Here is a 24242-nt window from a genome sequence, read left to right on the forward strand (position 1 = left end):
CGCCGCAGGTCCCAGCCGACGTCCAGGAACCGCTCCGGATCCGCCCACCTGGGGCCGCCACGGTGGTCGTCGACCGATCCACCGTCCCGGAGGCCACCATGTCCCTCAGCGCCACGACCCTCGACCAGGAGCCGGCGACCCCGTCGTCCGGCCCGCCGCCCCCGTCCCGCGGCGGGACGTCGTCCGGCCGGCTGGCGCGCGCCGTGCGCGGCCGCCCCGACGACCCCGCCTGGGTGCGCCCCTCGCTGATCGCGCTGCTCGCCGTCACGGGCGTGCTCTACCTCTGGCAGCTCGGTGACTCGGGCTGGGGCAACGCCTTCTACTCGGCGGCGGCGCAGGCCGGCTCGCAGTCCTGGAAGGCGATGTTCTTCGGCGCGTCCGACGCGGCGAGCTCGATCACGGTCGACAAGACCCCGATGGCGTTGTGGGTCATGGCGTTGTCGGTCAAGGCGTTCGGCCTCAGCTCGTGGAGCATCCTGGTGCCGCAGGCGCTGATGGGCGTCGCCACGGCGGGGTTGGTGCACTCGACCGTGCGCCGCGTCTCGACGCCGGCCGCGGGCCTGCTCGCGGCGGCGGTCGCGGCGACGACGCCGGTGGCGGCGCTGATGTTCCGCTTCAACAACCCGGACGCGCTGCTGGTGCTGCTGCTCACGGCGGCCGCGTACGCGACGGTGCGGGCGCTCGAGCGGGCAAGCACCCGCTGGATCGTCCTGGCCGCGGCGCTCGTGGGCTGCGGCTTCATGACCAAGATGCTGCAGGCGCTGCTCGTGGTGCCAGCCCTCGCGCTGGTCTACCTGGTGTGCGCGCCGACGCCCGTGCGGCGCCGGTTGGTGCAGCTGGGGGCGGCGGCCGTCGCGCTCGTCGTCGCGGGTGGCTGGTGGGTCGCCGTCGTGACCCTGGTGCCGGCGTCCACGCGGCCGTACATCGGCGGTTCGCAGAGCAACAGCGTGCTCGAGCTGGCGCTGGGCTACAACGGCCTGGGGCGGTTGAGCGGCGACGAGACCGGCAGCGTCGGCGGCAACGGCGGCTGGGGCACCACGGGTCTCACCCGGCTGCTCACCGGCGAGAACGGCGGGCAGGCGGGATGGCTGCTGCCGACTGCGCTGGCGCTGCTGGTGGTCGGACTCGTGGCCCGCGCCCGGACGCCGCGCACCGACGTCCGCCGCGCGTCGTTCGCCCTGTGGGGCGGCTGGTTGGTCGTCACCGCGCTGACCTTCAGCCTGATGCAGGGGATCTTCCACGTGTACTACACGGTGGCGCTGGCGCCGGCGATCGGTGCGCTCGTCGGGCTCGGCGCGGTCGAGCTGTGGCAGCGCCGCCGCGACGGCCTGTGGGCCGTGGTGCTGGGCGCGCTGGTCGCGCTGACCGCGGTCTGGTCGTGGGTGCTGCTCGGCCACGCCGAGGGCTGGCACCCGTGGCTGCGCTGGGTGGTGCTGGTGCTCGGGCTGGCCGGTGGCGCGGGGATGCTCGCCGTCGCCTGGGTGCCGCGCGCGGCGCGCACCGGCATCGTCGTCGCGTCGCTGCTCGCGGCGCTGCTCGGTCCGGTCGGCTGGACGCTCAACACCGTGACGACCCCCCACACCGGCTCGATCATCACCGCCGGGCCGCAGGTCTCGGGCGGCACGGGCGGGATGGGCGGCGGTCCGGGTGGCGGTGGACCGGGGGCCGGGCGAGGTGGCTTCGGCGGCCCGCCCGGGCAGTCCCAGAACGGCACCCAGAACGGCACCCAGAACGGGGCGCCCGCGATGCCGGGCGGGGCGCGCGGCGGGATGGGTGGGCTGCTGAGCTCGAGCACGCCGAGCGCCGACCTGGTGTCGGCGCTGCAGCAGGACGCGTCGTCCTACACCTGGGCCGCCGCCGCCGTGGGGTCGCAGACGGCGGCCGGGCTGCAGCTCGGCAGCGAGGTGCCGGTGATGGCGGTCGGCGGCTTCAACGGGAGCGACCCGTCGCCGACGCTCGCGCAGTTCCAGGCATACGTGGCCGAGGGCCGGGTCCACTACTTCGTCGGCAGCGGCGGCGGTGGCGGCTTCGGCGGACCCGGTGGCGGCTCGTCGGGCGGCAGCTCGGCGTCGTCCGAGATCGCCGCCTGGGTGGCCGCGAACTTCACCGCCACTACCGTCGGCGGCACCACGGTGTACGACCTGAGCGGCGGCACCGGGTCGGCGTCCACCACCTGAGCGGTGGACGGCGCGGCGGTCAGGCGGGGGCGGGCAGGGCGCGCACGAGGTCGAGCGGGTCGCGCTGGTCGCCGAACACCTGGCGCAGCGCGCGGCGGGCGGCGTGCAGCCCGGCCATGCCGTGGACGGCGGGGCCGGGCGGCGTCGAGGCCGAGCACAGGTAGGTGCCCTCGATCGGCGTGCGGTACGGGTCCCAGCGCGGCACCGGGCGCATGACCATCTGCCACGGCGTCGTCGCGCCCGACGCGATGTCGCCGCCGACGTAGTTGGCGTTGTGCTCCGCCTCCTGCGCCGCCGTCATGACGGATCGATGCAGGACGACGTCGCGGAAGCCGGGCGCGAACCGCTCGACCTGCGCGGTCACCTGCTCGCCGACGTCGTGCGTCGAGCCGTTCGGGACGTGCGCGTAGGTCCACAGCGTGTGGTGGCCGGCCGGCGCTCGCGTCGGGTCGACGACGCCGGGTTGCGCGGCGAGGACGTACGGCCGGTCGGGCATCCGGCCGGCGGCGACGTCCGCCTCGGTCGCCACGATCTCCTCGCGGGTGCCGCCGAGGTGCAGGGTGCCGGCCAGCTCGCACCCCTCGGCCGCCCACGGCACCGGGGCGCTCAGCGCGAAGTCCACCTTGCAGACGGCCCCGCCGTAGCGGAACCGGCGCAGCCAGGCCGCGTAGCCCGACGGCAGCGACCCGCGGGCGAGCTCGAGCAGGCCGCGCGGGCTGACGTCGAGCAGCACCGCGCGCGCGGGGGGCAGCTCGGCCAGCGAGGTGACCGTGCGGCCGGTGCGCAGCCGTCCGCCGCCGGCCTCGACCACGGCGGCCAGGGCGTCGACGATCGCCTGGCTGCCGCCGCGCGGCACCGGCCAGCCCACGCCGTGCGCGAGAGAGCCGAGCAGCAGGCCGGCGCCGGCGGGCGCGAGCGATCTCGGCGGAGCGATGGCGTGGGCGCTGACGCCGGTGAGCAGGGCCGGGGCGACGTCCTCGCGGAAGCGCCGGTTCCAGCCCGGGCCGCCCTGCTCGAGCACCCTGGGGCCGAGCCGCAGCAGGGTGCCGACGTGCAGCGGCGGGCGGCGGAAGTCCGACAGCAGCAGCCCGACGACCTCCTCCCAGCGGCGGGCCAGCGGGCCGACGAGCGAGCGCCAGGCGGGGCCGTCGACGCCGAGGCCCTCGACCGTGCGGTCCAGGTCGCGCCAGGCCAGACCGGCCCGGCCCCCGTCGAGCGGCTGGGCGAACGCCACCTCGGGCTGCAGCATCTCGACGCCGTGCTTGGCCAGGTCGAACGCGCGGAAGAACGGCGACGCGACCCCCATCGGGTGCACCGCGGAGCAGACGTCGTGCCGGAAGCCGGGGAGGGTGAGCTCGGCCGTGCGGGCACCGCCGCCGATCGTGGGGGCGGCCTCGACCACCTCGACCTGCAGACCCGCGGCGACGAGCACGACGGCCGCGGCCAGGCCGTTCGGGCCGGCGCCGACCACCACGGCGTCGACGGCGTCGTCCACGCGCGCTCCTCGGGTCGGCTGCGGCCTCGGGTGGGGCCACCGGCGAGCATAGGCGCGCGCCTGCGGCGTCGCGTCCGCGGCGTCGTGGGTCAGCCGCCGTGCCGGACGACGGCGACGCAGCAGCGGTCCGGGCCGGGGTCGAGCCGGGCCGCGACCCGCAGGCAGCCGAGCCCCTCGACCACGCCGTCCAGCAGCGCGAGGTTGAGCCCGCACACCAGGTCGCGGTCCTCTTCGACGGCGGCGTGGAAGGGGCAGTTGGCCAGCCGCACGACGTCGGGCTCGCGGGTCGGCTCGTAGCCCTGCTCTGCGACTGCGTCGGCCACGGCGTCGAGCTCGTCGGACGGTGGCGCGACCGGGCGGACCTGGCTGCCGAGCCGCACCCCGGTCTCGCGCGCGACGGCGCGGACGACGTCCGCCACCGGCCGCTGCTCGGCCCCGGCGCGCGCGACGGCGCGGGCGAGCAGGCGGCCCAGCAGCTCGTAGCGGCGGCGGGGGAGCGTGAGGTCGACCTGGAGGTCCGAGCGCCGGTAGAGCTTGGCCGGGCGCCCGGCGCCGGGGCCGGTGCGGCCGCTGAGGCGGCGGAACTCGGTGATCAGCAGGCCCTCGGCCACCAGGCGGTCGAGGTGGAACTTCGCGGTGTGCTCGGCCACGCCCACGGCCTCGGCGGCGGCCACCCGGCCCACCGGCTCGGGCTGGGCGCAGACGTGGTCGTACAGGGCCCGCCGAACCGGGTCGGCGAGCAGGCCCACACCCGCGGCCTGGCGGGCGAGCTGGTCGGGCACGAGTCCTCCGGAGGGCGTTGACGGACGGCGGGGCGGCGCCTAACGTCCAGCATAGTCTCTTTTACAGATCGGAGCCCGATGTCCGCCACCGCGCTCGTGCGCCGGGTCGAGCCGCCCGCCCCGGCCGTCGACCGTCCGGCCGCGGAACGGGCCGCGCGCCAGCTGATGGTCGCCCTCGGCCTGCCCGTCGACGCGCCCGCCGTGCTCGACACCCCGCGCCGCCTGGTCGACGCCTACGCCGAGATGCTCACGGCTCGGCCGTTCGAGCTGACGACGTTCGACAACGACGAGGGCTACGACGAGCTGGTGCTGGTGCGCTCGATCCCGGTGCAGTCGCTGTGCGAGCACCACCTGCTGCCGTTCGTCGGCGTCGCGCACGTCGGCTACCTGCCGGGCGAGCGCGTGCTGGGCCTGTCGAAGTTCGCCCGCGTCGTCGAGATGGTGTCGCGGCGTCCGCAGGTGCAGGAGCGGCTGACCCAGCAGGTGGCCCGTTGGCTCGACGAGCACCTCGGCCCGCGCGGCGTGGGGGTCGTCGTCCAGGCCGAGCACAGCTGCATGACGTTGCGCGGCGTGCGAGCGGTCGGCTCGACCACCACGACGTCCGCGCTGCTCGGCACCTTGCGCGACGACGCCCGCTCGCGGTCGGAGTTCCTGGCCCTGACGATGGGCACGACACCCGCTGCACCTGGAGGAGCACATGGCTGACGAGACGCACCCGTTCGTGGTGGTCGGTGGGGGACTGGCCGGGGGCAAGGCGGTAGAAGCCCTGCGCGACAAGGGGTACGACGGACCGCTCGTGCTCGTGTCGGCCGAGGGGCACCAACCCTACGAGCGGCCGCCGCTGTCGAAGGACCTGCTGCTGGGCAAGGCCGAGCGCAGCTCGGTCTTCGTCCACGAGCCGCAGTGGTACGACGAGCACCAGGTCGAGCTCGTGCTCGGCGACCCGGTCGAGCGGCTGGACGTCGGCGCGCACGAGGTCGTGACGGCGTCCGGGCGGGTCGTCCCCTACGCGAAGCTGCTGCTGGCCACGGGCTCCGAGCCCCGGCGGCTCGCCACGCCCCATCTCGACGCGGCGCACGCCGAGCGCGTGCTGTCGCTGCGCACCCTCGACGACTCCGAGCGGCTGGGATCGTGGCTGCGGCCCGACGTCCGGCTGGTCGTGGTGGGCGGCGGCTGGATCGGGCTGGAGGCCGCCGCCGCGGCCCGCCTGGCGGGCGCCCAGGTCACCGTGGTCGAGATGGATTCGGTCCCGCTGCAACGGGTCTTGGGGCCGGAGGTCGCCGAGGTCTTCGCCCGTGAGCACCGCGACCACGGCGTCGACGTCCGGACCCGCGTGTCGGTGCAGGACGTGGTCGAGAGCGGCGACGGGCTCGTCGTGCGCCTGGACGACGGCGAGGTGCCTGCCGACGTCGTGCTCGTCGGCATCGGGGTCGTGCCCCGCACCGGGCTCGCCGAGCAGGCCGGCCTGGACGTCGACGACGGCGTGGTGGTCGACGAGCACCTGCGCACGTCCGACCCGGACGTGTACGCGTGCGGCGACGTCGCGAGCGTGCCGCACACCGCGCTGGACGGCCGGCGCGTGCGGGTCGAGCACTGGGCCTCGGCGCTGAACCAGCCGCCGGTCGCCGCCGCGGCGATGCTCGGCGGCGACGACACCTTCGACGAGCTGCCGTACTTCTTCACCGACCAGTACGACCTGGGCATGGAGTACCACGGGCACGCCGACCCGCGCACCGAGCGGCTCGTCGTCCGCGGCGAGCTGTCCGGCGACCCCGGCTTCGTGGCGGCGTGGCTGGACGACGCGGGCCAGGTCACCGCGGCGATGCACGTCAACCAGTGGGACGACGGCGACGCGGTGAAGGCGTTGGTGCGCAACGGGTCTGCCCTCGACGTGGCGCGGTTCCAGGACGTCGACGTCCCCCTCGCCGACGTCTGACCCGTCCGGGCGCGACGAAGGTCAGCCCTCGACGTCCTGGATCTCGCCGCGCACGGCGTAGAGCTCGGGGAAGAACGTCAGCTCGAGCGCGCGGCGCAGGAACGGCACGCCGCTCGAGCCGCCGGTGCCGCGCTTGGAGCCGATGATGCGCTCGACGGTGCGCAGGTGCCGGAACCGCCAGAGCTGGAAGTTGTCCTCGACGTCGATGAGCTCCTCGCAGGCCTCGTACGCCATCCAGTGCTCGTGCGAGTGCTCGTAGATGCGGGTGAACGTCGGCACCAGCTCGGGCGTGAACCGGTACGGCTGCGCCCAGTCGCGGTCCAGCAGCGTCGCCGGCACCTCGTGGCCCGCCCGGTGCAGGAAGGCCAAGAACTCGTCGTACAGCGACGGCTCGTGCAGCAGCTCGCGCAGCATCGCCTGGGCCTCGGGGTGGTGGTCGAAGACCTCGACCATGTCCGCGTTCTTGTTGCCCAGCACGAACTCCACGGCCCGGTACTGCCACGACTGGAACCCGCTCGACGTCGCCAGGAAGCTGCGGAACTCCGCGTACTCGCTCGGCGTCAGCGTCGCCAGCACCGACCACTGCTCGGTGAGCGTGGCCTGGATGTTCTTCACCCGCGCCAGCCGTTTCAGGGCCGGCCGCAGGTCGTCCTCGCGCAGCAGCGCCCGCGCCGAGCGCAGCTCGTGCAGCATCAGCTTGAGCCACAGCTCGGACGTCTGGTGCTGGATGATGAAGAGCAGCTCGTCATGACGCTGGGGCACGCTGCGCGGGTGCTGCGCCGACAGCACGCGGTCGAGGTCGAGGTAGTCGCCGTACGAGAGCGCCTGCGAGAAGTCGCGCCGGACGTCGGCCTCGAGCGCGCGCTCGCTGCGCGAGGTGTCCTGGGTGTCGTCGCTCACGCGCCGCAGCGTAGCCGCGGTCGCCGGGCGACCAGCGTCCCGCTAGCGTGCCCCGGGTGAGCGCGGCACCCCGGCGGTGGGACGGCTCGCGGCCGTTCGAGGTGCAGGGGCACCGCGGTGCGCGCGGTCTGCGACCCGAGAACACCCTGGCCGGCATCGCCTGCGCGCTGGAGGTCGGCGTCAGCTCGGTCGAGTGCGACGTCGCGCTCACCGAGGACGACGCCGTGGTCCTGACGCACGGGGCGGCGGTGCCCTCGGCGGCCGAGCCGGTGCCGGTGCGGTCGTTGCCGCTCACCGAGCTGCGCCAGGTCGACCTCGGCGACCTCGGCCGCCCCGACGCCGATCCCGCGCCTGCCTTCCGCTCCGAGCCGGGTCAGCGGATGGCCACGCTGGGCGGGGCCATCGCCCTGCTGGACCTGTTCGAGGCGCACGACGTCCGGCTCGACGTCGAGATCAAGAGCGCCCGGCACAGCGACCCCCGGTGGGACGCCGAGCACGTCGTCGACCGGGTGCTGGGCGAGATCCGGTCGCAGGGGGCGCTGGACCGCTGCACCGTGCGCTCGTTCGACCTCGACGTCCTGCACGAGGTGCGGCGCCGCGACCCGCGGCTGCGGCGGGTGCTGCTCGTGGGCCGGGTCGAGGACCACGCGCCCCCTGAACTCGCCGTGGGGCCCGACGTCCGGCCGGACGACCTTGTGGCGCTGGCCGACGAGCTGGACGCGGTCGCGGTCGCGCCCGGCCGGTCGCTGGCCACGGCCGAGCTGGTGGCGGTCGCCCACGAGCGCGACCTGCCGGTGATCCCGTGGACCATCAACGACCTCGACCGGCTCGACGAGCTGGTGGACGCCGGCGCCGACGGCGTGTGCACCGACCGCCCTGACCTGGTGCGCGAGGCGTTGCAGCGCAGGGGGATCGAGGTGCCTGCACGTCACCGGGCGCCGTCCTGGCTCGGGTACGGCTGGGCCACGTGGCCGGACCCACCCGCCGGCGTCGCCTGACGTCTCAGGTCGCGCCGCGGCCGAGGTGGTCTAGCCTCGGGCGGTGATGGCCGAGATGTGCTGTTTCGACAGCAGTTGTCCGGTGCAGGGGGTTCGACGATGAGCGCCGGCACCGCCACGCCTGCTGCCCTCCCGGCGCAGGCACCGGCGGCGGGCCCGTCGTCCGTGCGCTCGCGCTCGCGGCGCGAGGCCGTGATCGCCTGGCTGTTCCTGCTGCCGTCGTTGGTCGGGCTCGGCGTCTTCGTCTTCTACCCGCTGGGGCGCTCGGTCTACCTCTCGGTGCACGGCAACGACATCTTCGGCGGTGCCGGCGCCTTCGTCGGGCTGCGCAACTACTCGCAGATGCTGGCCTCGCCCGACTTCCGGCACGTGCTGCTGACGACGCTCGCCTTCACGCTGCTGACCGTGGTCCCGGGCGTGCTGGGAGCGCTCGCCGTCGTCCTGCTGCTGGAAGCGCGCGTGCGCTCGGCGCGGTTCTTCCGGTCGGCGTTCGCCATCCCCATGGCGTTCTCGGCCGCCAGCGCGTCCGTGGTGTTCGCGGTGATCTACAACCCGGCGATCGGCGTGGCGAACGGCGTGCTGGGACAGCTGGGCGTCGACCGGGTGGGCTGGTTGACCGATCCGTCGATCGCGCTGGTCTCCGTCGCGGTGACCACCGTCTGGATGCAGTTCGGGTACGGCGTCCTGGTGCTCTCGGCCGGCATCGGCGGGATCTCGCCGGAGGTCTTCGAGGCGGCCCGGCTCGACGGCGCCACCGGGTGGCGGCTGGCGCGGCGGATCACGGTGCCGCTGCTCGGCCCGCAGCTGTTCTTCCTGGTCGTGGTCTCGACGATCCAGGCCCTGCAGAGCTTCGGCCAGATCCACATCCTGACCAAGGGCGGGCCGGACGGCGCGACCACCACCCTCGTCTACTCGATCTACCAGGACGCGTTCGCCTTCGGGTCGAGCAACTTCGGCCTGGCGAGCGCGCAGGCCCTGGTGCTGCTGCTGATCGTGCTGGCCTGCACCGCCGTCCAGTTCGGCGTCCTCGAGCGCAAGGTGCACTACTCGTGAGCGCGCGGGTCGGGCGTGTCGCGGGCTGGGTCGTGCTGGTCGTCGCGGCGGTGGGCGTGCTGTTCCCCGTCTACTACGCGGTCGTGGGATCGGTGATGGGTCCGGGCGACCTGGCCTCGTACCCGCCCTCGCTCTTCCCGCACTCCCTGCACCTGGGCAACCTGCGCGGCGTCTTCGACGTCATCCCGCTGGGTCGCCAGTACCTCAACTCGGTGCTCCAGGCGGGGTTCATCACGCTGGCCCAGCTGGTGACGAGCGTGCTGGCCGCGTACGCCTTCGCGTTCCTGCCGTTCCGTTGGCGCGCAGGGGTGTTCGGCCTGTTCCTCGCCACCCTCATGGTGCCGTGGGAGGCGATCATCCTGCCCAACTACCTGCTGATCAGCGGGTGGGGACTGGCCAACACGCTGCCCGGCCTGGTGCTGCCGTTCCTGGTGAACGCCTTCGGCACCTTCCTGCTGCGGCAGTCCTTCCTGCAGTTCCCGCGCGAGCTGCGCGACGCGGCCCGGGTCGACGGCTGCGGTCACCTGCGGTTCCTGTGGCGCGTGCTGGTGCCCCTGCAGAAGCCCGCGCTGGCGGCCGTGGCCGTCTACGTCTTCCTGACGGCGTGGAACCAGTACTTCTGGCCGCTGCTGATCACCTCCACGCCGACCATGCAGACCCTGCAGATCGGCATCACCCAGCTGTCCAACGCCGAGGCGGCCGACCCCGGCCTGATCCTCGCCGGCGTGGTCCTGTCGGTGGTGCCGACCCTGCTGCTCGTCATCTTCGGCCAGCGCTTCATCGTGCGCGGCCTCGTCGCCGGGTCGTCCCGGTGACCGGTCGCCAGACCTCCGTCGCGGGACGCGACGGCACACCCCAGGAGGACTCATGAGCAGGTCCCGACACCCCCGCGTGCTCGTCGCAGGGCTCGCCGCGCTGGTGCTCGCCGCCAGCGCCTGCAGCGGGTCGGGAGGAGGTGGCGACGGCAGCGGCACGGCGGCCCCGGGTGCCGATGCCCTCGACAACGCCAAGGGCGTCACCACGATCACCTTCTGGCACGCCATGAAGGCCACCAACGCCGACGCCCTGAACGCGATGGTCGCGGCGTTCAACAAGGAGCACGAGGGCAAGATCAAGGTCAACGCCGTCTTCCAGGGCGAGTATGACGACGTCATCACCAAGTACAAGGCGTCGGTGCAGCAGAAGAAGACGCCGGACCTCGTGCAGGTCTACGACATCGGCACGCGGTTCATGGTCGACTCGAAGCAGACCGTGGCGGTCGGCGACCTCGCGAAGAAGGACGGCTACGACCTCGGCGGGCTCGAGCCGAACATCGCGAACTACTACACGATCGACGGCACGCTGCGCTCGATGCCGCTGAACTCGTCGCTGCCCCTGCTGTACATCAACGTCGACGCCTTCAAGAAGGCCGGGCTCGACCCCACCAAGCCGCCGCAGACGCTGGACGAGATCGCGGCCGACGCCAAGAAGCTCACGGTCAAGAGCGGCAGCCAGGTCTCGCAGTACGGCTTCGGCGCCGCCATCTACGGCTGGTTCCTCGAGCAGCTGATGGCCGAGAACGGCGACACCTACTGCGACCAGGACAACGGCCGCAAGGGCCTGGCCACCAAGGTGCAGTTCGACGGCCCGACCGGCACCCAGGTCGCCACCTGGTGGGCCGACCTGGTCAAGGCCGGCTACGCCACCAACACCGGCCGCAAGACCGACGACGCCCAGGCCGCGTTCAAGAGCGGCAAGGTCGCGATGAACCTCGAGTCGACCGGTGCGCTCAAGGGCTACCTCGAGGCGGCGCAGGGGAAGTTCGAGCTCGCCACCGCGCCGTTCCCCAAGGTCGACGCCAGCAGCTCGGGCGGTCCGGTCATCGGTGGCGCCAGCCTGTGGATCAGCGGTCCCGGCCACACCGACGCCCAGAAGCGTGCCGCCTGGGAGTTCGCCAAGTTCGCGTCCAGCCCCGAGCAGCAGGCGACCTGGCACACGAGCACCGGGTACTTCCCGGTGAGCACCAAGGCGCTCGACCTACCGGCCGACAAGGCGTGGGTGGCGAAGTACCCGCAGTTCTCGACCGCCGTCGACGTGCTGCACTCCGAGCAGCCCTCGACCGCGACCGCCGGCTGCGCGCTCGGCACCATGCCGCAGTCGCGCAAGGCGTCCGAGGACGGGCTCGAGAAGGCGATCCTCGGCCAGGCGCCGCCGCAGCAGGCCCTGACCGACGCCGCGAAGGGTCTGGAGCCGGTGCTGAAGCAGTACAACGACTCGGTCGGCGGCAGCTGACCGGCGCGACGAGCAGCAGGAGCGCGGGCCGCCCGCTAGCGTGCCGGGATGATCGGTGACGCAGGGTGGCCCGCGGTCCTGACCCTGGTGCGGCACGGCGAGAGCGTCGGCAACGTCGAGGCCCGCCGGGCCGCGCTCGCCGGTCTCGACCGCCTCGAGCTCGCCACCCGCGACGCCGACACCCCGCTCTCGGACGACGGCCGTGACCAGGCGCACGCCGTCGGCCTGGCCTGGGTGCGGCTGCCTCCGGGAGAGCAGCCCGACGTCGTCCTGTCGTCGCCGTTCCGGCGGGCGCTCGAGACCGCGCAGCTGGCCGTCGGCGCCAGCGGGCTCGACCTCGCGATCCGCACCGACGAGCGCCTGCGCGAGCGCGACCTGGGCGCCTTCGACGGGCTGACGCAGCAGGGGATCGAGCGGCTGCACCCCGACGAGGCGGTGCGGCGCTCTCGCACGGGCAAGGTCTACTACCAGCCGCCGGGCGGTGAGAGCTGGTGCGACGTCGCCCTGCGGGTGCGGTCGGCGCACCTCACCTGGCGCGAGGAGCTCGCCGGACGACGGGTGGCGGTGTTCACGCACCAGGCCGTGGTCATGGCGAGCCGGATGGTGCTCGAGCCGCTGTCCGAGACCGCGGTGCTGGACGTCGACCGCCGCGACTCGCTCGCCAACGCGGCGTCCACCCGGTACCGCCGCGACGACGCCGGGCGGTTGGCGCTGGAGGTCTACAACGAGGCCGCGGCCGCCGAGGGTGAGGGCTGACCCGTGGCGAACCGCCTGGCTCGCGCGACCTCGCCGTACCTGCTGCAGCACGCCGACAACCCGGTCGACTGGTACGAGTGGGGGGACGAGGCGTTCGCCGAGGCCCGGCGGCGCGACGTGCCGGTGCTGCTCAGCGTCGGGTACGCCGCGTGCCACTGGTGCCACGTCATGGCGCACGAGTCGTTCGAGGACCCGACGACGGCCGCCGAGGTCAACGCCGCCGTCGTCAGCATCAAGGTCGACCGCGAGGAGCGGCCGGACGTCGACGCCGTCTACATGGACGCCACCGTCGCCATGACCGGCCACGGCGGCTGGCCCATGACCGCGTTCCTCACGCCGGACGGTCGCGTCTTCCACGCCGGCACCTACTACCCGCCGACGCCGCGGCAGGGGATGCCGTCGTTCCGTCAGCTGGTCGCCGCGGTCAGCGAGGCGTGGCGCGACCGGCGCGACGAGGTGGTCGGTGCGGGCGAGCGGATCACCGCGGCGCTGGCCCGCCGCCGTCCGGCCGACGGGGCCGGAGGCGTTGCGCCGCAACCACCGTCGGCGCAGGACGTCGAGCGGGCGGTGCGGTCCGTCGCCCGCGAGCACGACGCCGAGCGCGGTGGCTTCGGCGGTGCCCCGAAGTTCCCGCCGTCGATGCTGCTCGAGTGGTTGCTCCGCCACGCCGCGCGCACCGGCACCGATCCCGGCAGCAGCGGTGCGCTCGCGCTCGGGATGGCCTCGACCACGTTGCGGCACATGGCGCGCAGCGGCACGTACGACCAGGTCGAGGGCGGGTTCGCGCGCTACGCCGTCGACGCCGCGTGGGTCGTGCCGCACTTCGAGAAGATGTTGTACGACAACGCGTTGCTGGCCCGCGTGTACCTGCACTGGTGGCGGCTGACGGACGACCCGACCGGCGCCCGCGTCGCCCTCGAGACCTGCGACTTCCTCGTGCAGCGCCTCGGCACGCCCGAGGGCGGCCTGGCCAGCGCCCTCGACGCCGACACGGTCGTCGACGGGCACGGCGTCGAGGGTTTGACGTACGTCTGGACGCCCGGCGAGCTCGTCGACGTCCTCGGCCCGGACGACGGCGCCTGGCTCGCGCAGGTGGGGCGGGTCACCGAGGCCGGCACGTTCGAGCACGGCCGCTCGACCCTGCAGCTGGTCCTGGACCTCGACGGCCCGGACGCCGACCCCGCGGACGCCGAGCGCTGGACCCGGTGCCGCGACCGGCTGCGCGAGGTGCGTGCCGCGCGGCCCCAGCCCGGTCGCGACGACAAGGTGGTGGCGGCGTGGAACGGCCTGGCGGTGGCCGCGCTGGCCGAGACCGGCGCGCTGCTCGACCGGCCCGACCTGGTCGACGCCGCCCGCGCCGCCGGCGACCTGCTGCTGCGCACCCACCTCGTCGACGGACGGCTCCGGCGCGTGTCGCGCGACGGTGCTGCCGGACGTCCCGAGGCGGTGCTGGAGGACCACGGCGACGTCGCGGAGGGTTTGCTGGCGCTGCACGCCGTGACGGGCGAGCGGCGGTGGTCGGACGTCGCCGGCGACCTCGTCGAAGCCGTCCTCGACCGGTTCTGGCGACCGGAGCACGGGTTCAGCGACACCCCGCTCGACGCGCCGGACCCGTTGTTGCGCAACGCGTCCGGTGACCGCCCGGCCGATCCGGCCGACAACGCCTACCCGTCCGGACCGTCTTCCGCGGCGGGCGCCCTGCTGCACTGGTCGGCGCTGACCGGTGACGAGCGGGCGCGCCGGGCGGCCGACGAGGCGCTCGACGGTGCGCGACGGGTGGCCGGCGGCTCGCCCCGGTTCGCGGGCTGGGGGCTGGCCGTCGCCGAGGCCGCGCTCGACGGCCCGCGCGAGGTCGCCGTGGTCGGCCGGGACGACGACGAGCGCACCCTCGCGCTGCACCGCACCGCGCTCGCGGGCACCGCCCCCGGCCTGGTGATCACGAGGGGGAACCCGGACGACGCACCGGCCGTTCCGCTGCTGGAGGGCCGCGGCCTGGTCGACGGTGCTCCGGCCGCGTACCCCTGCCGCGGCATGGTGTGCGACCTGCCGACCGCCGACGTCCGGAAGCTGCAGGAGTTCACCGGCCCGCCGCGCTCGTCCTGACCGACCGACCCGAGGAGAACCCGTGGGGCAGAAGGAGATCGAGTTCGAGCCGTCGGTCGACGGCGACGTCGTGGTGGGCTTCGACGGGTCGGACGCCTCCCTGCGCGCCGTGCAGGTCGCCGCCGACGAGGCCCGGATGCGTGGTGTCGGGCTGCACGTCGTCCGGGCCTGGATGTTCTCGTCGGCCGCGAACGAGGCCGGCGCGCCGCACGGCACGGTGCCGAGCCTGGACGAGGTCGAGACCGCCGTCCGCGAGAGCGTCGACCGCGCGGTCGCGGCGGCCCGCGAGGGCCGTGACCAGCTCGAGGTCACCGGGCACGTGCAGCACTGCAAGGCGCCGCAGGCGCTGGTCGCGGCGTCGCGCACCGCGCTGGTGGTCGTCGTGAGCCGGCGCGGCCAGGGAGGGTTCGTCGACCTGCTGCTCGGCTCGACGGCCGACCAGGTCGTGCGGCACGCGACGTCGTCGGTGCTGGTGGTGCGGCCCTGACCGGCGAGTCCTACGCGCGGTGCGTGTAGACCGCGAACGACACCGCGATGTAGTGCACCGTGAACGCGGCGACGGTGCAGGCGTGGAAGATCTCGTGGAAGCCGAACCACGTCGGGCTGGGGTTCGGGCGCTTCAGCGCGTAGATGACGCCACCGGCGGTGTAGAGCCCGCCGCCGACGCACACGAGCGTGAGCAGCGCGACGCCGCCCGCGTGCAGGAAGTCGGGGAGGTAGATGACCGCGACCCAGCCCAGCGCGATGTACACCGGCGTGTAGAGCCAGCGCGGCGCCCCGACCCAGAACACCCGGAACAGCACGCCGCCGAGCGCGCCGCCCCACACGATCAGCAGCAGCGTGCGCGCGCGGCCCTCGGGGAGCAGCAGCGCGGCGAAGGGCGTGTAGGTGCCCGCGATGATCAGGAAGATGTTGGAGTGGTCCATGCGCTTGAGCAGCACCTGCACCCGCGGCGACCAGGTGCCGCGGTGGTAGACCGCGCTGGTGCCGAACAGCAGGGCCGCCGTGAGCGTGTAGACGGCGGCGGCGACCCGGCCGGCCGTCGTGGGGGCCAGGGCGATCAGCACGATGCCCGCGGCGACCGCCAGCGGGAAGGTGCCCGCGTGCAACCAGCCGCGCAGGTGCGGCTTGACCGCCGCGACGGCCTCCTGCACGGACGAGGTGACGGTCTCGCCGGCGTCGCCGGACGCGTTCGCTGAGGCGCGGCTCATGGTCTCCAGCCTAACCTACGCAAGCGTAGGTTACTAGCACGTAACTTGTGACGCTCGCCATCCCGACGACGTCCGGTGGTCCCGGGCGCTGTGAAGATGATGTGCCGAGAACGGCTCGCGCGCACGTGGGACGGCCGACGTGGAGCGCTGGCGGAGTAGCGTGACGCTCGCCGCGGCCGAGGCAGGCCGCCGCGTCCTGGACGACGGAGGGTGCCGTGGGACTGCGCGACCTGGCCTACGGCGTCTACGAACGCCGGCTGGCGGCCGCGCTGACCCCCGAGAGCATCCCGCGCCACGTGGGCGTGATCGTCGACGGCAACCGCCGCTGGGCCCGCGCCGCCGGTGCCGGGTCGGCCGTCGGGCACGCCGCGGGCGCCGACAACATGGAGCGCCTGCTCGAGTGGTGCGACGAGGTCGGTGTCGAGGTCGTCACGCTGTGGCTGCTGTCGACCGACAACTTCAACCGGCCGCCGGCCGAGCTCGAGGCCTTGATGCCGATCATCGAGGACCTCACCGAGCGGATCGCGGCCACCGGCCGCTGGCACCTGCACCCGGTGGGCGCGCTCGACCTGCTGCCCGACGCCACCAGCCGCCGGCTCAAGGAGCTCGAGGAGCGCACCCGCTCGATCACCGGGCGCACCGTCAACGCCGCCATCGGCTACGGCGGGCGGCGCGAGATCGCGGACGCCGTCCGGTCGCTGATGAAGGAGCACGCCGCGCGCGGGACGTCGATCGAGGAGCTCGCCGAGATCCTGGACGTCGAGCACATCAGCGAGCACCTCTACACCCGCGGCCAGCCCGACCCCGACCTGGTGATCCGCACGTCGGGCGAGCAGCGGCTCGGCGGGTTCCTGCTGTGGCAGAGCGCCCACAGCGAGTTCTACTTCTGCGAGGCCTTCTGGCCCGACTTCCGCAAGGTCGACTTCCTGCGCGCCCTGCGCAGCTACGGCCTGCGCGAGCGCCGCTTCGGCGCCTGACCCCCGCCCGCCGCAACCGCCCTGGGGGTCAGGCGGGGAGGCGGGGCGAGGGCAGGACGCCGGTCGCGCCCGAGCCCGACGCGTGCTGGCGCAGGGTGCGCAGCGCCTCGTCCAGCGGCTGCGGCCGCGCGTACAGGTAGCCCTGGCCCTCGCCGCACCCGCTGACCCGCAGCGCGTCGGCCTGCGACTCGCGCTCGATGCCCTCCGCGATCACGCCGAGGTCGAGCGCCGAGGCCATGACCAGGATCGCGTCGACCAGCGCCCGGGCGCGCGGCAGCGTGTCGACGTCCCGCACGAACGAGCGGTCGATCTTCAGCACGTCGACGGGCAGGTGCTGCAGGTAGCCGATGGAGGAGAAGCCGACGCCGAAGTCGTCGATGGCCAGCCTTGCGCCGGCGGCGGTGAGGTCCTGCAGCGTGCGGGCCGTGTGCGGGTCGTCCTGCACCAGCACGGTCTCGGTCATCTCGAGCACCAGGCGGCAGTCGCCGAACGAGCGCACGGCCTGGCCGACCTGGCCGACGAAGTCGGGGTCGCGCAGCTGGTGCGCCGACATGTTGACGGCCAGGTCGATCGCTCCGCCGGCGGCGTCGACGAGCCGGGGGCTGTCGGCGACGACCTGGGAGAGCACGCGCTGGCCGAGCGGCACGATCAGGCCGCTGTCCTCGGCGGCCGGGATGAACAGGTCCGGCGGCACGGTCGCCCCGCCGCGCTGCCAGCGCACGAGCGCCTCGGCGCCGACGATCCGGCCGCTGTCGAGCGACACCACCGGCTGGTAGTGCACGACGAGCTCGGTGTCGATGCCGGCCCGCAGCGCCTCGATCAGCTCGAGCCGCTTGATCCGGTCGTCGCGCAGCGAGCTCTGGTAGATGACGTACTGGCTCTTGCCCAGGCCCTTGGCGCTGTACATCGCCATGTCGGCGTTGCGCATGACCTCGGAGGCCTCGTCGCCGCCGGGCGAGAGCACGACGCCGATGCTGGTGCCGACCAGCACGCCGTGGCCGGCCACGACGGCCTCGCGCCGCACCGCGCCCAGCACCTTCTCGCACGCCCGCTCGACCTCGCTGACGTGCGCGACGTCGCCCAGCAGCACGGCGAACTCGTCGCCGCCCAGCCGGGCGACGCAGTCGGTCGAGCCGGCGATCGGCACCAGCCGGTCGGCGACGATCCGCAGCAGGTCGTCGCCCGCCGCGTGGCCGAAGCGGTCGTTGACGGACTTGAAGCCGTCGAGGTCGAGGTAGAGCACCGCGACCTGGCGCTCGTGCGTCGCCAGCCGCAGCGCGCGCTCGAGGCGCTCGGTGAACAGCAGCCGGTTGGCCAGACCGGTCAGGCCGTCCTGGCGGGCCTGGCGGGCCAGCTGCTCGACCAGCGCGAGGCGCGCCACGGTCTGCTCGCCCACGCTGCTGAGGGCCTCGAGGGCCTGCCGGTCGAGCTGGTCCGTGGAGGTGCTGAGGTCGCCGCGCGGCGAGACCAGCCACAGGGGCTGGTCCGAGCCCTCGAACCGGGCGCCGACCTCGCGGTCGGACGGTGGCTCGTGCCGCAGCGCCGCGTCCTCGCGCGCCAGCACGGCGTCGGCGTGCGTGCGCACCAGGTCGAGCACCTGGTCCTGGCTGGCCGCGGCGTGGATCGCGCCGGACGCGTCGAACAGCGAGGTCAGCCGCCGGCGGTGCTCGTTGCCGCGGTCGAGCGCCCGGCTGGCGACCAGGATCGTGGCCAGCGGGACGGCGAGCAGCAGGGTCGCCCAGTTGGTGATCTCGCGCTGCACCAGCGCACCCAGGTAACCCAGGCTGTCGATGCCGACGAACACCAGGCCCGCGAGCAGCGCGTTGTTGTAGAGCAGCTGGGTGCCGACCGCGGTGCGCTCCTCGAGCGCGACCGACACCGCGGAGATGACGTAGTCGAGGACGAAGAAGACGGTGCAGCCGACGCCGAGCGCGACCAGCTCGCGCAGCGAGGTCCGCTGGGTCGGGATGATCGCGTGCATCGTCGCGACGAGCGCCGAGCCGCACAGCACCGTGATGCCGGCGTTGAACAGGCGGACGTCGAGCCGCTTGCGCTTGGTGACCTGCGAGACGAGCTGGCCGGCGGCCCAGACGGTGAGCGCGCTCCAGCCGTCGCCGGTGCCGACGGCGAGCGCCACCAGCACGGCCGACTCGAAGCCGACCTCGATGCCGACGCCGTCGCGCGAGAGCCGCAGCGGGAAGGTGGCCAGCAGTGCGATGAGCGGGACGGCGAGCACGCACATCGCCAGCCAGCCGGCGCCCAGGCGCCCCGACCCGAGGAAGTGCACCGTCGCGACGGCCGCGAGCCCCAGGCCCGCGAGCATCACCGCGACGTCGAAAGCCCAGCTCAGGGCGGACTTGTCCGCGGGAGCCGGCTGCATGGGTCCTCGTCTCGGGGGTCGCGCGGAGCCAGGTCGTGCTCCGTCGTCTCCTGCGGTATCGGCGGGCGGGCGGCCCGACCTGAGCCCCGAGCCCGGGTCGTGCCCGGTCCAGTGTGGACGACGACCGGACGTCGCCGTGCGCGTTCGGCCGGACACGTGCCGTTCACCCGTCCGCAGCGGCGTGTTGCGCGTCCGGCGGGCCGACCCCGGCGTAGCGTCGATCGGGACGGCGGGGCACCCGTCCCGTCGTCCGGGGAGGCCCACGTGACACGACCTCGAGGTCGTGGGAGGGGCCGGACCTCGGCCCCGCGGGGGTCTGGTCCCGGCTCCTGACCCGCGAGCGAGCCGGGCGCCGTGCCCGGCACAGGGGAGTGCCAGTGACTGGTCGACGGACGTTCGTGCTCGACACCTCGGTGCTGCTGTCCGACCCGAAGGCGATGCTGCGCTTCGCCGAGCACGAGGTCGTGCTCCCCGTGGTCGTCGTCACCGAGCTCGAGGGCAAGCGGCACCACCCCGAGCTGGGCTACTTCGCCCGCACCGCCCTGCGCCTGCTCGACGACCTGCGCGTGCAGCACGGCCGCCTCGACGCCCCGCTGGAGATCGAGGGCGGCGGCACGCTGCGGGTCGAGCTGAACCACACCGACCCGCAGTCGCTGCCGGCCGGCTTCCGGCTGGGCGACAACGACACCCGGATCCTCGCGGTGGCCAAGAACCTCGCGGGCGAGGGTGCCGACGTCACGCTGGTGAGCAAGGACCTGCCGCTGCGCGTGAAGGCCTCGGCCGTGGGCCTGGTGGCCGAGGAGTACCGCGCCGAGCTCGCGGTGGACTCGGGCTGGACCGGGATGACCGAGGTCGAGGTGTCGGCGGACGACGTCGCCACCCTCTACGACACCGGCACCCTCGAGCTCGAGCAGACGGCCGACCTGCCCTGCCACACCGGCGTCGTGCTGGTCTCCGAGCGCGGCCACGGGCTGGGCCGGGTCACGCCGGACAAGCAGGTGCGGCTGGTGCGCGGCGACCGCGACGCGTTCGGCCTGCACGGCCGCAGCGCCGAGCAGCGGATCGCGCTGGACCTGCTGCTCGACCCGGACGTCGGCATCGTCAGCCTCGGCGGGCGCGCGGGCACGGGCAAGAGCGCCCTGGCCCTGTGCGCCGGCCTCGAGGCCGTCATGGAGCGTCGCCAGCACCGCAAGGTCATCGTCTTCCGCCCGCTGTACGCCGTCGGCGGCCAGGACCTCGGCTACCTGCCGGGCACCGAGGCCGAGAAGATGGGGCCCTGGGGCCAGGCGGTGTTCGACACGCTCGGCGCGCTGGTCAGCACCGAGGTGGTCGAGGAGGTCATGGACCGCGGCATGCTCGAGGTGCTGCCGCTCACCCACATCCGCGGGCGCTCGCTGCACGACGCGTTCGTGGTCGTCGACGAGGCCCAGTCGCTCGAGCGCAACGTGCTGCTCACCGTGCTGAGCCGGGTCGGGCAGAACTCCAAGGTCGTGCTGACCCACGACGTCGCCCAGCGCGACAACCTGCGGGTCGGCCGGCACGACGGCGTGGCGGCCGTCATCGAGGCGCTCAAGGGCCACCCGCTGTTCGCGCACGTCACGCTGAACCGCTCCGAGCGCTCGCCGATCGCCGCGCTCGTGACCGACCTGCTGGAGGGTCTGGACGTCTGACCGGGCCCGGACGGCCTCCCCGCGGGGAGGCCGTCCGGCCGCCCGAAATGCCCGTTCATCTGTGGAACAGGTCACGTTTCTCGACGCAGGGTGAAGACTCTATCACTCTGCGTCGATGAATTGATGTCCATCCTGTGGAGCCGGTTTTGCGATCGCATGACCTTCCCGCACGGTGGATCACGAACCGATAACACCCCCTGGTGCGATCGGCGGTGCCCCGACCGGGCGCCGTGAGGATCGCTGGGCGCCCACGTGCGCATCCCTGGGACGAAGGCGGGGGCCTTTCGTCCGGCGGCCCGGTGGGGGTGTCGAAGACCGTGCAGCTCCGCGCGTGGGGCACGGCCGATGAAAGGTACTTCGTGATCCGACGCGCTCTGCGCCGTCCCCTGCTGTCCAGCATGACCGCCCTGGCCGCCACCGCGGCCGTCGCGGGTGGTGTCGCGGTCTCGGCCGACGACCCCTCCCAGGCCGCCAGCCCGTCCCCCCAGATGCGGGCCGCGGCCGACAGCACCCCCGAACCCACCCTGCAGGACCCCCGCTCGCTGGCCGCCCGCAAGCGGGTGCGCCTGGAAGCCGCCGAGCACCGGGCCGACCTGGCCCACGCCAAGAAGGTGCGGCTGGCCAAGATCAAGGCCGCCCGTGAGCGCGCCGCCGAGCGCGAGCGGGCCAGCCGTGCCCGCGAGCGGGCCCGCCTGCTCTCGGCCGACCCGCGCTCGGCCGCCAAGGCGCTGCTCGGCGACTACGGCTTCGGGGCCGACCAGTTCGGCTGCCTCGACTCGCTGTGGACCAAGGAGAGCGGCTGGAACTACCAGGCCAGCAACCCGTCGTCCGGCGCCTACGGCATCCCGCAGGCCCTGCCCGGCGGCAAGATGGCCTCGGTGGGCAGCGACTGGCGCACCAACCCGGTGACCCAGATCAAGTGGGGCCTGCAGTACATCCGGGCCAGCTACGGCTCGCCGTGCGCGGCCTGGGGCCACAGCCAGAGCAACGGCTGGTACTGAGCCCAGCACCGCACCACCCCGCAGCACCGCAGCACGACCCGGCCGGCCGTCTCACCCCGAGGTGGCCGGCCGCGTCATGCCCAGGACGTCCAGCGCCTGGTCGAGCTGCTCCTCGGTCAGCTCGCCTCGCTCGACGTGCCCCAGGTCGAGCACGGCCTGCCGGATCGTCGTCCGCTCGGCCACGGCCCGCTTGGCGACCTTCGCCGCCGCCTCGTACCCGATGGTGCGGTTGAGCGGCGTCACCACGGACGGCGAGGACTCGGCCAGCTCGCGGCAGCGCTCCTCGTCGGCCACCAGGCCGTCGACGCAGCGGTCGGCCAGCAGGCGCGTGGACGACGCGAGCAGCCGCACCGACTCCAGCACCGCCCGGCCCATGACCGGCATCATCACGTTGAGCTCGAAGCTGCCCGAGGCGCCGGCGAACGTGACCGTCGCGTCGTGCCCGATCACCTGGGCGCACACCATCAGCGTCGCCTCCGGGACTACCGGGTTGACCTTGCCGGGCATGATGCTCGACCCGGGCTGCAGGTCGGGCAGGTGCAGCTCGCCGAGCCCGGCCCTCGGACCCGACCCCATCCAGCGCAGGTCGTTGCACAGCTTGACCAGGCTGACGGCGACGGTGCGCAGCTGCCCCGACACCTCGACCAGCCCGTCGCGGGCGCCCTGCGCCTCGAAGTGGTTGCGCGCCTCGGTGATCGGCAGGCCGGTGGTGCGGCGCAGCTCCTCGACCACCGCGGCCGCGAAGCCGGCGGGCGTGTTGATGCCGGTGCCGACGGCCGTGCCGCCCAGGGGCACCTCGGCCAGCCGCGGGAGGCAGGCCTGCAGCCGCTCGACGCCCGCGCGCACCTGCGCCGCGTAGCCCCCGAGCTCCTGGCCGAGGGTCACGGGCGTGGCGTCCATGAGGTGGGTGCGGCCGGCCTTGACGACGTCGGCGAACTCGGACGCCTTGCGCTCCAACGACTCCGCGAGGTGCTCGAGCGCCGGCACCAGCTCGTTGACCACGCCGTCGGTGGCCGCCAGGTGCAGGCTGGTGGGAAACGTGTCGTTGCTCGACTGCGACGCGTTGACCACGTCGTTGGGGTGGACGTCGCGGCCGAGGCGCTCGCCGGCGAGCCGGGCCACCACCTCGTTGACGTTCATGTTGGTCGACGTGCCCGAGCCGGTCTGGAACACGTCGACCGGGAACTGGTCGTCGTGCTGCCCGTCGGCCACCTCGGCCGCGGCGGCGCTCACGGCCTGCGCGACGTCCTCGTCGACCACGCCGAGCCGCGCGTTGACGACGGCGGCTGCCGCCTTGATCCGCGCCAGGGCGTGGACGACGGCGGGCTCGACGCGCACGCCCGAGATCGGGAAGTTCTCGACCGCGCGCTGCGTCTGCGCGCCGTACAGGGCGTCGGCGGGCACCCGCACCTCGCCCATCGTGTCGTGCTCGACCCGGGACCCGTCGGAGTTCTGGCTCATGGCCCCATCGTCGCGCGTCCCGGCTTGCCCGGCACCCGCGCCCGCCACCACGATGACGTCTGTGCCAGCACCTGCCGACCTGCCGGACGCCACCCCGCAGCACCTCGCCGCGCGCGCGGCCGACGTCCTGCTGCGGGTGGGGTCGTCGTCCGCGCGCGCGCTCGTGGGCATCACCGGCGCGCCGGGCGCCGGCAAGTCGACGGTGGCCGAGCAGGTGGTCGAGGCGTTGTGCCGCAACGGCGTCCGGGCGGTGCTGGTGCCGATGGACGGGTTCCACCTGGCGCAGCGCGAGCTGGAGCGGCTCGGTTCCGCGCCGCGCAAGGGCGCGCCCGACACGTTCGACGCGGCCGGCTTCGTGGCGTTGCTGGCGCGGCTGCGCTCGCGCACGCAGGGCACGGTCTGGGCGCCGGAGTTCCGCCGCGAGATCGAGGAGGCCGTGGCCGGGGCGATCGGCGTGACCGCGGACGTCGACGTCGTGGTGACCGAGGGGAACTACCTGCTGCTGCCGGACGGCGAGTGGGCGGCGGTGCGCGAGCTGCTCGACGAGGTCTGGTTCGTGGCGGTCGACGACGACGTGCGGCGCGAGCGGCTCGCGGCGCGCCACCAGCGCTACGGCCGCGGCGACGACGAGGCCTGGGCGCGCACGCTCGGCAGCGACGAGGCCAACGCCCGGGTGGTCGACGCCGCGCGCGAGCGGGCGGACCTGGTCATCTGGCCGGCGCCGCCCAGTGCGGCGGCCGGCTGAGCGTCGGCGGCAGCCGGGTGCGCGCGTCGCCGCGCGCCGCGGCCACCTGGAACTGCGTGAGGTAGATCGCCGTGCCGAGGTCGGCCCCGCGCACGTCGGCCGCGCGCAGGTCGGCCCCGATGACGTCGGCCCGGCGCAGGTCGGTGCCGCGCAGGTCTGCCCCGATGAGCAGCGCCCCGCGCAGGTCGGCGGCCCGCAGGTCGGTGCCGCGCAGGTCGCGCCCGGCCAGGTCGGCGCCGGGGTGCGACGGCGGGTCGGACCGCTCGGTGCCGCGGGCCAGCGCGCTGGCGCCCTGCAGCAGCGGCCGCGCCCGGTCGCGCAGCCGG

The 24242-nt window shown here is 74.1% G+C and carries 21 protein-coding genes; 14 read left to right on the forward strand and 7 right to left on the reverse strand.

The window, feature by feature from the left end:
* Nucleotides 1–98: 98 nt before the first annotated feature.
* Nucleotides 99–2177, forward strand: coding sequence for an ArnT family glycosyltransferase (locus tag ACYVJ4_RS09960; protein WP_460459972.1), 2079 nt, complete (start codon nt 99–101; stop codon nt 2175–2177).
* Nucleotides 2178–2196: 19 nt separating this feature from the next.
* On the opposite strand, the gene ACYVJ4_RS09965 is transcribed toward ACYVJ4_RS09960, so the two are convergent.
* Together ACYVJ4_RS09965 and ACYVJ4_RS09970 are read right to left on the reverse strand one after the other, a co-directional pair.
* Complete coding sequence (locus ACYVJ4_RS09965) at nt 2197–3672, reverse strand: phytoene desaturase family protein (protein ID WP_460459973.1); 1476 nt, start codon at nt 3670–3672, stop codon at nt 2197–2199.
* 89 nt (nt 3673–3761) lie between these two features.
* A complete protein-coding gene (locus ACYVJ4_RS09970; protein ID WP_460459974.1) occupies nt 3762–4454 on the reverse strand; it encodes a helix-turn-helix transcriptional regulator in 693 nt (230 codons plus the stop codon).
* Nucleotides 4455–4532: 78 nt separating this feature from the next.
* On the opposite strand from ACYVJ4_RS09970, the gene folE reads away from it, so the two are divergent.
* Both folE and ACYVJ4_RS09980 read left to right on the forward strand, forming a co-directional pair.
* Complete coding sequence (gene folE, locus ACYVJ4_RS09975) at nt 4533–5159, forward strand: GTP cyclohydrolase I FolE (protein ID WP_460459975.1); 627 nt, start codon at nt 4533–4535, stop codon at nt 5157–5159.
* Nucleotides 5152–6390: an NAD(P)/FAD-dependent oxidoreductase gene (locus ACYVJ4_RS09980; protein WP_460459976.1), complete on the forward strand. Its 1239-nt coding sequence runs from the start codon at nt 5152–5154 to the stop codon at nt 6388–6390. Before folE ends, ACYVJ4_RS09980 begins: the two co-directional genes overlap by 8 nt.
* Before the next feature lie 21 nt (nt 6391–6411).
* On the opposite strand, the gene kynA is transcribed toward ACYVJ4_RS09980, so the two are convergent.
* Nucleotides 6412–7290 (reverse strand): tryptophan 2,3-dioxygenase, encoded by an 879-nt coding sequence (gene kynA, locus ACYVJ4_RS09985; RefSeq protein WP_460459977.1) that lies wholly within the window; start codon nt 7288–7290, stop codon nt 6412–6414.
* A 56-nt stretch (nt 7291–7346) separates the two neighbouring features.
* Here kynA and ACYVJ4_RS09990 point away from each other — a divergent pair, with 56 nt between their 5' ends.
* The 7 genes from ACYVJ4_RS09990 to ACYVJ4_RS10020 all read left to right on the forward strand — a co-directional run bounded on the left by ACYVJ4_RS09990 (nt 7347) and on the right by ACYVJ4_RS10020 (nt 14958).
* A complete protein-coding gene (locus ACYVJ4_RS09990) occupies nt 7347–8288 on the forward strand; it encodes a glycerophosphodiester phosphodiesterase (RefSeq protein ID WP_460459978.1) in 942 nt (313 codons plus the stop codon).
* A gap of 99 nt (nt 8289–8387) precedes the next feature.
* A complete protein-coding gene (locus ACYVJ4_RS09995; protein ID WP_460459979.1) occupies nt 8388–9341 on the forward strand; it encodes a carbohydrate ABC transporter permease in 954 nt (317 codons plus the stop codon).
* Entirely contained in the window at nt 9338–10156 is an 819-nt protein-coding gene (locus ACYVJ4_RS10000) for a carbohydrate ABC transporter permease (protein ID WP_460459980.1), read from the forward strand. Before ACYVJ4_RS09995 ends, ACYVJ4_RS10000 begins: the two co-directional genes overlap by 4 nt.
* A 52-nt stretch (nt 10157–10208) precedes the next feature.
* A complete protein-coding gene (locus ACYVJ4_RS10005) occupies nt 10209–11612 on the forward strand; it encodes an ABC transporter substrate-binding protein (RefSeq protein ID WP_460459981.1) in 1404 nt (467 codons plus the stop codon).
* A gap of 48 nt (nt 11613–11660) precedes the next feature.
* A complete protein-coding gene (locus ACYVJ4_RS10010; protein WP_460459982.1) occupies nt 11661–12368 on the forward strand; it encodes a histidine phosphatase family protein in 708 nt (235 codons plus the stop codon).
* Nucleotides 12369–12371: 3 nt separating this feature from the next.
* The gene (locus ACYVJ4_RS10015; protein ID WP_460459983.1) at nt 12372–14471 is read left to right on the forward strand and encodes a thioredoxin domain-containing protein; all 2100 of its coding nucleotides are present in this window, start codon (nt 12372–12374) and stop codon (nt 14469–14471) included.
* Nucleotides 14472–14493: 22 nt separating this feature from the next.
* Nucleotides 14494–14958 (forward strand): universal stress protein, encoded by a 465-nt coding sequence (locus tag ACYVJ4_RS10020; protein ID WP_460459984.1) that lies wholly within the window; start codon nt 14494–14496, stop codon nt 14956–14958.
* A gap of 10 nt (nt 14959–14968) precedes the next feature.
* On the opposite strand, the gene trhA is transcribed toward ACYVJ4_RS10020, so the two are convergent.
* Nucleotides 14969–15682 (reverse strand): PAQR family membrane homeostasis protein TrhA, encoded by a 714-nt coding sequence (gene trhA, locus ACYVJ4_RS10025; protein ID WP_460459985.1) that lies wholly within the window; start codon nt 15680–15682, stop codon nt 14969–14971.
* A gap of 215 nt (nt 15683–15897) precedes the next feature.
* Here trhA and ACYVJ4_RS10030 point away from each other — a divergent pair, with 215 nt between their 5' ends.
* Nucleotides 15898–16659, forward strand: coding sequence for an isoprenyl transferase (locus tag ACYVJ4_RS10030; protein WP_460459986.1), 762 nt, complete (start codon nt 15898–15900; stop codon nt 16657–16659).
* 28 nt (nt 16660–16687) lie between these two features.
* On the opposite strand, the gene ACYVJ4_RS10035 is transcribed toward ACYVJ4_RS10030, so the two are convergent.
* Nucleotides 16688–19039, reverse strand: a complete 2352-nt coding sequence (locus ACYVJ4_RS10035) for a putative bifunctional diguanylate cyclase/phosphodiesterase (RefSeq protein WP_460459987.1) — start codon at nt 19037–19039, stop codon at nt 16688–16690.
* Between the two features lie 437 nt (nt 19040–19476).
* Here ACYVJ4_RS10035 and ACYVJ4_RS10040 point away from each other — a divergent pair, with 437 nt between their 5' ends.
* Nucleotides 19477–20709 carry a PhoH family protein gene (locus tag ACYVJ4_RS10040; RefSeq protein WP_460459992.1) on the forward strand — a complete coding sequence of 411 codons (1233 nt, stop codon included), beginning with the start codon at nt 19477–19479 and terminating at the stop codon, nt 20707–20709.
* Nucleotides 20710–21068: 359 nt separating this feature from the next.
* The gene (locus tag ACYVJ4_RS10045; protein ID WP_460459988.1) at nt 21069–21710 is read left to right on the forward strand and encodes an aggregation-promoting factor C-terminal-like domain-containing protein; all 642 of its coding nucleotides are present in this window, start codon (nt 21069–21071) and stop codon (nt 21708–21710) included.
* Nucleotides 21711–21761: 51 nt separating this feature from the next.
* Here ACYVJ4_RS10045 and ACYVJ4_RS10050 read toward each other — a convergent pair whose 3' ends face one another.
* Nucleotides 21762–23171 carry a class II fumarate hydratase gene (locus tag ACYVJ4_RS10050; RefSeq protein WP_460459989.1) on the reverse strand — a complete coding sequence of 470 codons (1410 nt, stop codon included), beginning with the start codon at nt 23169–23171 and terminating at the stop codon, nt 21762–21764.
* A gap of 52 nt (nt 23172–23223) precedes the next feature.
* On the opposite strand from ACYVJ4_RS10050, the gene ACYVJ4_RS10055 reads away from it, so the two are divergent.
* Complete coding sequence (locus ACYVJ4_RS10055) at nt 23224–23916, forward strand: nucleoside/nucleotide kinase family protein (RefSeq protein WP_460459990.1); 693 nt, start codon at nt 23224–23226, stop codon at nt 23914–23916.
* On the opposite strand, the gene ACYVJ4_RS10060 is transcribed toward ACYVJ4_RS10055, so the two are convergent.
* A partial coding sequence (locus tag ACYVJ4_RS10060; protein WP_460459991.1) for a pentapeptide repeat-containing protein occupies nt 23879–24242 on the reverse strand: 364 nt, incomplete at its 5' end. The genes ACYVJ4_RS10055 and ACYVJ4_RS10060 overlap by 38 nt on opposite strands.

This window comes from Angustibacter peucedani, from assembly GCF_054779595.1.